The sequence below is a fragment of the Actinomadura pelletieri DSM 43383 genome (assembly GCF_003634705.1).
GTDB classification, from domain to species: Bacteria; Actinomycetota; Actinomycetes; order Streptosporangiales; family Streptosporangiaceae; genus Spirillospora; species Spirillospora pelletieri.
Genome location: NZ_RBWU01000008.1, coordinates 471,999 through 481,815, shown reverse-complemented (window position 1 = coordinate 481,815; position 9,817 = coordinate 471,999). Strand labels below are relative to the sequence as shown.

Sequence of the window (9,817 nt, the reverse complement as noted above, 5' to 3'; positions counted from 1 at the left end):
ACCGCAAACCACTGAATAGGTCATTCAGATCTTGATCGCGATGCGGCGAAATGTGATGATCACGGCGGATGAAAGGGAGCTGGATCTTGGCTTACGGCAACCGTTCACGACCGACGACGCAATTACGGCGGAGACTGTCCGCGCTGTTCGCCCTGGCGGCGTTGCCGCTGACGATGCTCGCCCCGCACGCGGGCGCCGACACGAAACCGCCGCCCGGCGTACCCGTGACGATCACCGCCGATCCGCTGCCGACCTGGCAGACGGACGGTGTGGTGTGGTCGCTCGCGGTCATCGGCGACGTCATTTACGCCGGTGGCAACTTCGACCACATCCGCCCGCCGGGCACCGACCCCGGCGACCCGCGTGAGCAGGTCCGCCGCAACCTGGCCGCCTTCAACGCGGCCACCGGGGAGCCCCTGCCCTGGGCGCCCGTGGTCGAGGGCACGCCCTTCAGCAGCACCACACCGCAGCCCGACTGCGACGACCTGGGCGGCAACCAGTGGTCGTGCGACGCGGTCTGGGAGATCAGGCCGTCACCGGACGGCACCCGGCTGTACGTCGGCGGCGACTTCACCAAGGTCAACAACCAGCGGCGCGGCAAGATCGCGTCCTTCGAGCTGCCGTCCGGCACGCTCACCTCGTTCCAGCACGAGTTCAACAGCCGCGTCAAGGCGCTCGCGGTCGCCCGCGGCACCGTCTACGCCGGTGGTTTCTTCACCTCCGTCGACGGCACCGCGCGCCAGCGCCTGGCCGCGTTCACCGCCGCGACCGGCGCGCTCACCGGCTGGGCGCCCACCGCCGACCGCAGCGTGCACGCCATGCTTCCCACCCCGGACGGTGGTCGCATCATCCTCGGCGGCGACTTCAACCGCGTCAACGGCAGGGGGCCGCACGGGCTCGCCTCCGTCCGCACCGACGCCACCGGCACCAGCACGCACTGGGAGACCGGCGTCGAGTACTTCGACGACAGACGCCGCTCCTGGGTGACCGATCTGGTCACCGACGGCGAGGCCGTCTACGCCTCCGCCAACGGCGAGAGCACCTTCGACGGCCGCCTGTCCCTCAACATCGACGACGGCACCCGCCGCTGGATCGACAACTGCCAGGGAGCCACGCAGGCCCTCACCATCCTGGACGGGCTGCTCTACAGCGGCTCTCACGCCCACGACTGTTCCACCCAGCCAGGCGGCTTCCCCGACAACGTCCCCAACCGCACCTACCAGCGGCTTCTCGCTGAACCCACCAACCCCGACCCCCAGCACGACACCCCGCCGATCCTGCACTGGTTCCCCACCACCAACGGCGGCGCCACCACCTACAACCAGGGCCCTCGCGCCATGGACAACGACGGCAGGTACGTGTGGGTCGGCGGTGACTTCACCACCGTGAACCAGCAACCCCAGCAGGGACTCACCCGCTTCGGCTCGCTGGCCGTCACCAAGGACGTCAACCCGCCCGAACCCGTCCACAAGCCCACGGTCACCAAGCCGGCCGGAACCACGGGCACCCTCACCGTCAACTGGACCCAGACCTGGGACAGGGACAACGCCCAACTCATCTACCAGGTCATCCGCGACGACAACACCGTCATCCACACCGTGACCGAGTCGTCCACCTACTGGGACCTCAAGACCCGCACCTTCACCGACACCGGCCTCGCGCCGGGCAGCACCCACACCTACTCCGTCCGCGCCATCGACCCCTTCGACAACCGCTTCCGCTCCGCGCGGAGCGACCCCGCCCAGGCCGGGTGACCTGACCTCTCGGGTGGCCTGGACGGCACCGTCCGGTCGACGGACGCCGTCCAGGCTCAGTCACGTTCGGCGAGCCGCCGGAGCAGGTCGACGAGTTGTCGCCGCTCGTCCGGGCGGTAGCCGCCGAACAGCCGGTCGCCCACCTCGACGCCGACGCGCCGGGCCCGCGCCAGGGCCCGTTCGCCGTCGGCGGTCATCGTGATCGAGTAGGCGCGCCGGTCCGTCGGCGCCCGCTCCCGTCTGACCAGCCCGCCCTCCTCCAGCTCGTCGACGACCCGGACCATGGTGGACTTGTCGATGCCCGTCACGTCGATGAGGCGCCGCTGGCTGGACGGCCCGTACAGCTCCAGCGCGAACAGCATGGAGAGCCCGCGCACGTCGATGCCCACGGGTCGCAGCGCGTCGTTCATGGCCTCCCGGCTCCGGTGGTGCGCGACCGCCAGCAGCATGCCGAGCCCCACATGCCGGACGGCGGGGTCGTCGCCCTCGGACAGCATCCGTCCGAGCAGTTCGTCGAGCATGAGTTCATGATAGATCTTTCCTGATATACTCTCATCTGAGACTTTCTCAAGAGAGAAGTGTGGGCGGCGCTTCGATCAGCAAGGGGAGAACCATGCCCGAAACGTCCCGCCGCCGCGCACTCCAGGTGTCCGCCCTGACCATGGCCGCGGCCGCCCTACCCGCCACCGCTCTACCCGCCGGCGCCGACGGCCCGCGGCCCGGCCGCCGCCGCAACCGTCGACCCGACCGGATCGACACCCACCACCACGCCGTTCCGGACGAGATGCGCAGGTGGGCGATCGAGCACAGGCTGATCGAGGAGGACAAGCTTCCCCCCTGGGCCGAGTGGACCCTGAAGGACGCCCTGGACCTCATGAAGGACAACGAGATCGCGGCCGGAGTCGCGTCCGCCCCCATCCCCGCCGAAGCGTTCAAGGAGAAGCGCGAACTCGCCGTCTCTGGAATCAAGCTGTGCAACGAGTCGATGGCGGGGCTCGTCCGTAGCAATCCCACCCGGTTCGGCTTCTTCGCCAACGTGGCGATGCTCTTTCCCGACCTCGCCGTGCAGCAGATCGGCTACGCGCTCGACGTCCTCGGCGCGGACGGCATCCTCCTCAACACCTCGGCCGACGGGAAATACCTCGGCGACCCGATGTTCGAGCCGATCTTCGCCGAACTCGACCGGCGCCGCGCGGTCGTGTTCACCCATCCGCTCAGGCCCAAGGGCATCGTCACTGTGCCGCACATCGACGAGTGGGTCGTCGACTTCCTGGCCGACACCACCCGCACCGCGCTCAGCCTCATCGCCGCCGGAACCCTCGAACGGTACCGTCACGTGTCCGTCATCCTGTCGCACGCGGGCGGGTACCTGCCGTACATGCTGGGCCGCGCCGAGCGCTGGGGCCGGCTGGAGGGCAGCCCCACCACCGATGAGAAGATCCGGCGTACGCTGCGACGTTTCTACTACGACACCGCGCTGCCGATGTCGCCGTACGCCACGCCGACCCTGCTCGGCATCGTCGGAGCCGACCGCGTCCTCTTCGGCACCGACTGGCCCGCCATCTCGGCGGGCGACGTTCTGCGTGGCACCGAGGACTACGAGCTGGACCCGGTACTCGACGAACGCGCTCGCCGCGCCATCGACAACGGCAACGCGCGGCGCCTTTTCCCGCGCCTCGCCGCACGCATCGCCCGGTGAACGCGGTTCATGGCCATTCAGGATGGACTGAAATTTCAGTTAAGGCTTGAAATCTGTCGTCAACAGTTTCCTCGAAGTACCTTGCTCCCACGCGACGCCTTTATTCACGTGGCTCGCACCAGCGTGCTCTCGTGTTTCAGGGCGAGCCCCCCGCCAACCCCCGAGATGCCGCCGGCGCCTACAGGTGAACGGTGGCGAAAGGTGGACACAAGTGAACCGTGCAACGCACCTCAAACGCGTGGTACCCCCACTGTTGAGTGCTGCGGCGCTGATCACGCTCCCCGTGTTCGGGACCGTTCCGGCAACGGCCCGGACGCAGCCCGTCGGGACCGTCCAGCGCGCACACCTCCCGCTCGTCGAGCTGGCCGACCGGGTCACCGGCCAGCTTGGCTCCTACCAGCACGCGGGCTCCTATGTCGACGGTGACGGCGACCTCGTCATCAACGTCACGAACGCGGCCGCCGCCCAGAAGGTCAGGGCCGCCGGGGTCCAGGCCCGCATCGTCAAGCACGGCATGCAGCCGTTGACCGACACCAAGAACAAGCTCGACCGGTTCGCGGGCACCGCCGCGGCCACCGGACTGACCTGGGGCGTCGACATCATGACCAACTCGGTCATCGTCACCGTTCCCAAGAGCGACAACGACGCCGCCACCAAGGCGCTGCTCAAGCGCATCCGCGCCACGAGCGAGACCGTCCGCATCCAGCAGGTGGACGGGACGCCGCAGATCGCGCTCGGCCCCGGCGACGCGATCCACACCAGCGGTTCGCGCTGTTCGGTGTCGGCGATCGGTGTCGGCGGCGGCACCGAGTACGTCATCACCGCCGGGCACTGCACCGCCATCGGCTCCCGGTGGACGAACGCGAGCGGCCAGGTGGTCGGCAACCGGCAGGCCAGCAGCTTCCCGGGCGACGACTACGGAACGCTCCGCAGCTCCGGCCAGGTGCAGCTGGACAACGCCCAGCTCACCGAGGTCGGACGGCCGGCGGTCGGAACCCAGATCCAGAAGAAGGGCTCCACCACCGGCACCACGTCCGGGACCATCCGCGGCTATGGCCGCACCGTCAACTACCAGCAGGGCGCGGTCCGGGAACTGATCGCGACCAGCGCGTGCGCACAGCCCGGTGACAGCGGTGGCTCGCTCCAGGGCGGCAACATCGCCATCGGAGTGACGTCCGGCATCAGCAGCCAGAACTGCAACGCCAGTGGCTTCGAGTCGTTCTACCAGCCTCTGGACGAGGTCATGCAGACCCAGAACCTCACCCTGAAGTAATCTCCGCGCATGTGGGGCTCCCGGTTCACCGGGGGCCCCACATCCGTGTCCGGGCGGTATCGCTTACCGAGCGGAGCCAAAGATGGGACGGTCCGATGACTCCACCTCGTCGTCTGGGACGGCCATGTTCTGGCAGGCGGTCAGGCGCCACCGCCCGTCCTCCTTCGCCAGGATCCACAGCGGGGTGCCGATGTCGGGTCCGTCCGGGGTCTGGTAGAGCTGGCGAAGCTTGACCGCGGCGACGTCGGGACGGATGAACAGCACGTGTTCCATCTCGAACGTGACCGTCATGTCCCGCATCCCGCCGGGCAGCGCCTGGCGGGTGAACGCCGAGATCTCGTCGAGGCCGTAGAGGCGTTTGCCCGCACCGGTCGTCCAGATCGCATCGGCGCGGAACAGGGCGAGGAACTCGTCGGTCAGCTCGTTGTTCTGGGCATGCTCGACCGTGGCGACCAACTGCTCGATCGCCTCGATCTCCGCCTGGTCGGTAACCGTTGGGCTCATGGGACCACCCTCGAACATCAACCTCGCTCGAGGTCAAGGCGTCACATGAGTCACCACACCCTGTCGAAAACCTCCGCGACCGCGTCAGAGGTCAACGGACGAGAATTCGAATACGGCGCGACCGCCACACGCTCGGCGACACCACGCAGATCCCCACGCGGAACACCCAGCTCGGACGGGCGAGTCGGGCTTTCGTGCGCGCCGGCCAGTTCAGCGACCGCGTCGGGCCGGTGGGTCACCAGGCGTTGTTGAGGACCTCCGCGACCGCGTCGGGGGTCAGGGGGCGGGGGTTCGGGTACGGGGCGGCCGCCACACGTTCGGCGACACCACGCAGATCCTCGCGCGGAACGCCCAGGTCGGACAGGCGAGTCGGGCCCTCGTACGCGCCGGCCAATTCAGCGACCGCGTCGGGCCGGTGGGTCACCAGGCGTTGTTGAGGACGTCCGCGACCGCGTTGGGGGTCAGGGGGCGGGGGTTCGGGTACGGGGCGGCCGCCACACGTTCGGCGACGCGGGGCAGATCCTCGCGCGGAACGTCCAGGTCGGACAGGCGGGTCGGGCCCTTGTGTGCGCGGGACAGTTCGGCGACCGCGTCGACCGGGTCGCGGCCGGTGATTCGCGCCAGTCGGGAGGCGGCGGCGGGGGCCGATGGCAGGTTGAAGGCCATCACGTGCGGGAGCAGCATCGTGTGGAGTTCGGCGTGCGGCAGGTCGTATGTGCCGCCGAGGACGTGTGCGAGTTGGTGATGCAGGCCCGTTCGGATCTGTGACAGGCAGAGTCCGGCCAGCCATGCGGCGGACTGGAGGCGTCCGCGGGCGTCCGGGCCGGTCGGGTCGGCGAGCACCTCGGGTAGCGCGGTCAGGATGCCCTCGGCGGCCTCGGTGGCCAGCGCGTCGGTGATCATCGTGGCGTCCGGCGACCACAGGGCCTCCACCGCGTGCGCGAGCGCGTTCACGGCGCTGGTCCTGGTCAGGCCGGACGGCATGGTCAGCGTGAGGTCGGGGTCGTAGACGATCGTGCCGGGTGTCAGCGCCGGATCGCGGTGGGTGGTCTTCACGCCGTTCTCCGTCTCGCCCACGGTCGGGGTCGCCTCCGAACCCGAGTATGTGGTCGGGACGGCGATCTGCGGGATTCCCGTCCGGCGGGAGACGGCCTTGCCGAGACCGATCGCGGACCCACCGCCGATCGCGATCACGCAGTCGGCGTCGGCGTCGCCGACCAGTGCCATGGCCTGCGCGGTCACCTCGACCGGCACGTGTTTCACGGGCCGTCCGAAACGCGCCGCCAGCCGGTCGCCCAGCGCCGCGGCGACACGGTCGGCGGTCGCGGCGGCGGACGGCGTCGACACCAGCAGCACCCGCCGCGCGTCGAGCCGCGCGGCCTCGTCGGCGATCCGGTCGGACGCGCCCCGGCCGAGCAGGACGCGGACGGCGAGGGTCTCATGGACGGCGACGGGCGCGCCCGGCTCGTTGGTGACCACTGTGCTACCTCCCGGTGTCAGCAACGATCAGGGTAGACGCACCCGTACAGCCGGGTCAGAGCGGCAGGGGCTGGTGGCGGGTGAACGCGGCCACGTCGGCCTCCAGGTCACGGGCCGTCGCGCGCAGTTCGGGCAGCAGCCGATCGCGCATGGCCTCGACCGGTTCGGGGGCGGCGGGCGCGGCGATGTTGAGCGCGGCGACGGTACGTCCGGCGGCATGGATCGGCACCGCGATGGATCTGAGCCCCATCTCGAGTTCCTGGTCGACGACCGCGTATCCGTCGTCGCGTGCGATCGATACGGCCCGTTCCAGCTCGGCGGGGGCGGTCAGGGTGCGGGCGGTGAAGGCGCGCCGGTCAGAGCGGGCGATCAGGTCGGACGCCTCGTCCTGCGGCAGTTCGGCGAGCAGGACGCGTCCCATCGCGGTCGCGTACGCGGGGAACCGGGTGCCGACGGTGATCTCCACCCGCATGAGCCGGACCGCCTGCGCGCGGGCGACATAACGGATGTCGGTGCCGTCCAGCACCACGACGGAGGCCGAGTCATGAACCCGCAGGACGAGATCACGCAGATGCGGGCGGGCCAGTTCGTCGAACGACAGCCCGCTCACCTGCCGGTATCCGAGGTCGAGGACGCGTGGCAGCAGCACGAACCGGCCCTCGCTCTCCCGCGCGTAGCCGAGCGAGGTCAGCGACAGCAGGGCGCGGCGGGCGGTGGCACGGGGCTGACCGGTCACGGCGGCGGTCTCGGAGATCGTCAACCCGTCGGCCCGGGTGCCGATGGCGTGCAGGACGGCCAGCCCCCGGTCGAGCGACTGGAGGAACTGCGCCCCCAGCCTGGCTTTCGTGTCGCCGTCCGTGCCCCTGGCGCGGTACTTGTTCGGGGGTGAGGGTCGGGTGGGAATCCGTTCCAGGTCGGCGACGCACGCCGCGACCGCAGGGCGGGCCCGCTCGTGCAGGGACGCCGCCGCGTGGCCGACCACGACCAGGACGAGGGGCCCGGCGGCGGCCCGGACGGACGTCGTGACCGCGACGAGCCCCGGCTCGATGAACTCGTCGTCCGGTGAGGGCCCGAGGGGCAGCAGGTCGCCGACCCGGACCGCGATCGCCAGGGAGCCGCCGGGACGCGACTGGCTCACGACGCGGACACCGTCCCGGTCGGGCACACCGAGCAGGACGGTCTCGCCCAGCTCTTCGGCCAGCCGCGCGACACGGGCCGCGAGCAGCCCTTCGGGGTCGAGGCCGGACAGATAGAGGTTGCCGACGTCCATAGCCTGAGGCGTGGCCACCACATCGCGACCCTGCCAGCGCAGCCGGCCGGTCTCCGTCAACGTGCTGAGCACGCGGTCCACGGTCGAGCGGGCCAGCCCGGACTCCGCGACGAGGTCGGCCGGACGCAGCGGGCCCCCGGCACGGCCGACGACCTCCAAGATCTCCAGGCCGCGTTTGAGCGGGCCGACCTCCTGCATGCGCTCTCCAGCGGTTGACATGGCCGGGGGCGACCACGGACACTGCAAAGACTATTATGAAGCAAAGTTCACTAGGCGAACAGGATTCCGGCATGGACAAGGTGGTGGCGAACCCCGCGGCGGCCGTCGCGGACATACCGGACGGCGCATCGCTGGCGGTGGGCGGGTTCGGGCTGAGCGGCGTCCCGAACGTCCTCATCGAGGCGCTCCACGCGGCCGGGTCCGGCGAGCTGAGCGTGGTGTCGAACAACTGCGGCGTCGACGGCGGCGGGCTCGGAATCCTGTTGGAGGCGGGCCGGATCGTCCGGGTGACCGGCTCCTACATCGGTGACAACAAGACGTTCGCCCGCAAGTACCTGGCCGGTGAGGTCGAGGTCGAGCTGATCCCGCAGGGGACGCTCGCCGAGCGGCTGCGCGCGGGCGGCTGCGGCATCCCCGCCTTCTACACGCCCGCCGGTGTCGGCACCCCCGTCGCCGAGGGCGGCCTCCCCTGGCGGTACGGGCCGGACGGGAGCGTCGCGGTGGCGTCGCAGCCCAAGGAGGTCCGCGAGTTCGACGGCACCCCCTATGTTCTGGAGCGCGGAATTCGCACCGACTTCGCCCTGGTGCGCGCCCGCCGCGGCGACCGGCACGGCAACCTGGTGTTCGGCAAGGCGTCCCGGAACTTCAATCCGCTCGCCGCGATGGCGGGCCGGGTCACGATCGCCGAGGTCGAGGAGCTCGTGGACGCCCTCGAACCCGACGAGGTGCATCTCCCCGGCGTGTTCGTGCAGCGGGTCGTGGAACTGACGCCCGAGCAGGCCGCGGCCAAGGGAATCGAGAAGAGGACGGTGCGCGCCTGATGGCCTGGACCCGCGACGACATGGCGGCCCGCGCCGCCGCCGAGCTGACCGACGGTTCGTACGTGAACCTCGGCATCGGGCTGCCGACCCTCGTCCCCGGCCATGTGCCGCCGGGCGTGCGGGTCGTCCTGCACTCGGAGAACGGCATCCTCGGCGTCGGCCCCTACCCGACCGAGGACGAGGTCGACCCCGACCTGATCAACGCCGGTAAGGAGACCGTCACCGTCCTGCAGGGCGCGTCCTACTTCGACTCCTCGCTCTCCTTCGGGATGATCCGTGGTGGACATATCGACACCGCGATCCTCGGCGCCATGCAGGTGTCGGCCAACGGCGACCTGGCGAACTGGATGGTTCCCGGCGCCCTGGTCAGGGGTATGGGCGGCGCGATGGACCTCGTTCACGGCGCCCGCCGCGTGATCGTCCTGACCACGCACACCACCAAGAAGGGCGACCCGAAGATCGTGGAGAAGTGCGATCTGCCGCTCACCGGTCGGGCCTGTGTCGACCGGATCATCACCGACCTCGCCGTCCTGGACGTCACCCCGTCCGGCCTCGCCCTGGTCGAGACCGCCCCCGGCGTGACCGTCGACGAGGTCGTGTCCCGCACCGCCGCCCCTCTCATATCCTGACCTGAAGTGACGAGCACGCTGCGTTCGGTCCGCCATCGGCCGACCCGTCCATGCCCGCGGCGCCACCGGGCGCACGGCGGCGGGCGGTGCCGGTATGTCCGCGGCGTCACTCGACACCACCCGGTCGAGCGCTGCGAAAGCCGCGTCGTGGCCCCCGTTCTCGCGGGCC

At 70.2% G+C, this 9,817-nt stretch carries 10 protein-coding genes; 5 read left to right on the top strand and 5 right to left on the bottom strand.

Annotated elements, in window-relative coordinates; all coding sequences use genetic code 11:
- Nucleotides 1-86 precede the first annotated feature (86 nt).
- The gene (locus BZB76_RS32870) at nt 87-1,754 is read left to right on the top strand and encodes a hypothetical protein (RefSeq protein WP_147449644.1); all 1,668 of its coding nucleotides are present in this window, start codon (nt 87-89) and stop codon (nt 1,752-1,754) included.
- A gap of 56 nt (nt 1,755-1,810) precedes the next feature.
- Here the strand turns inward: BZB76_RS32870 and BZB76_RS32865 are convergent, their stop codons facing one another.
- Nucleotides 1,811-2,275: a MarR family winged helix-turn-helix transcriptional regulator gene (locus tag BZB76_RS32865; RefSeq protein WP_121438315.1), complete on the bottom strand. Its 465-nt coding sequence runs from the start codon at nt 2,273-2,275 to the stop codon at nt 1,811-1,813.
- Nucleotides 2,276-2,367: 92 nt separating this feature from the next.
- On the opposite strand from BZB76_RS32865, the gene BZB76_RS32860 reads away from it, so the two are divergent.
- Nucleotides 2,368-3,453, top strand: coding sequence for an amidohydrolase family protein (locus tag BZB76_RS32860; RefSeq protein ID WP_121438314.1), 1,086 nt, complete (start codon nt 2,368-2,370; stop codon nt 3,451-3,453).
- Nucleotides 3,454-3,664: 211 nt separating this feature from the next.
- A complete protein-coding gene (locus tag BZB76_RS32855) occupies nt 3,665-4,726 on the top strand; it encodes a S1 family peptidase (RefSeq protein WP_147449643.1) in 1,062 nt (353 codons plus the stop codon).
- 63 nt (nt 4,727-4,789) lie between these two features.
- On the opposite strand, the gene BZB76_RS32850 is transcribed toward BZB76_RS32855, so the two are convergent.
- The 4 genes from BZB76_RS32850 to BZB76_RS32835 form a co-directional block, all read right to left on the bottom strand.
- Entirely contained in the window at nt 4,790-5,230 is a 441-nt protein-coding gene (locus tag BZB76_RS32850; protein ID WP_246007351.1) for an SgcJ/EcaC family oxidoreductase, read from the bottom strand.
- 235 nt (nt 5,231-5,465) lie between these two features.
- Nucleotides 5,466-5,654 (bottom strand): hypothetical protein, encoded by a 189-nt coding sequence (locus BZB76_RS32845; protein WP_121438311.1) that lies wholly within the window; start codon nt 5,652-5,654, stop codon nt 5,466-5,468.
- A complete protein-coding gene (locus BZB76_RS32840; RefSeq protein WP_211343309.1) occupies nt 5,651-6,709 on the bottom strand; it encodes a maleylacetate reductase in 1,059 nt (352 codons plus the stop codon). Before BZB76_RS32840 ends, BZB76_RS32845 begins: the two co-directional genes overlap by 4 nt.
- A gap of 55 nt (nt 6,710-6,764) precedes the next feature.
- The gene (locus BZB76_RS32835) at nt 6,765-8,177 is read right to left on the bottom strand and encodes an IclR family transcriptional regulator domain-containing protein (protein WP_211343308.1); all 1,413 of its coding nucleotides are present in this window, start codon (nt 8,175-8,177) and stop codon (nt 6,765-6,767) included.
- 92 nt (nt 8,178-8,269) lie between these two features.
- On the opposite strand from BZB76_RS32835, the gene BZB76_RS32830 reads away from it, so the two are divergent.
- Together BZB76_RS32830 and BZB76_RS32825 are read left to right on the top strand one after the other, a co-directional pair.
- The gene (locus BZB76_RS32830; RefSeq protein WP_121438309.1) at nt 8,270-9,019 is read left to right on the top strand and encodes a CoA transferase subunit A; all 750 of its coding nucleotides are present in this window, start codon (nt 8,270-8,272) and stop codon (nt 9,017-9,019) included.
- Entirely contained in the window at nt 9,019-9,648 is a 630-nt protein-coding gene (locus tag BZB76_RS32825; RefSeq protein ID WP_121438308.1) for a 3-oxoacid CoA-transferase subunit B, read from the top strand. Before BZB76_RS32830 ends, BZB76_RS32825 begins: the two co-directional genes overlap by 1 nt.
- Nucleotides 9,649-9,817: the final 169 nt, after the last annotated feature.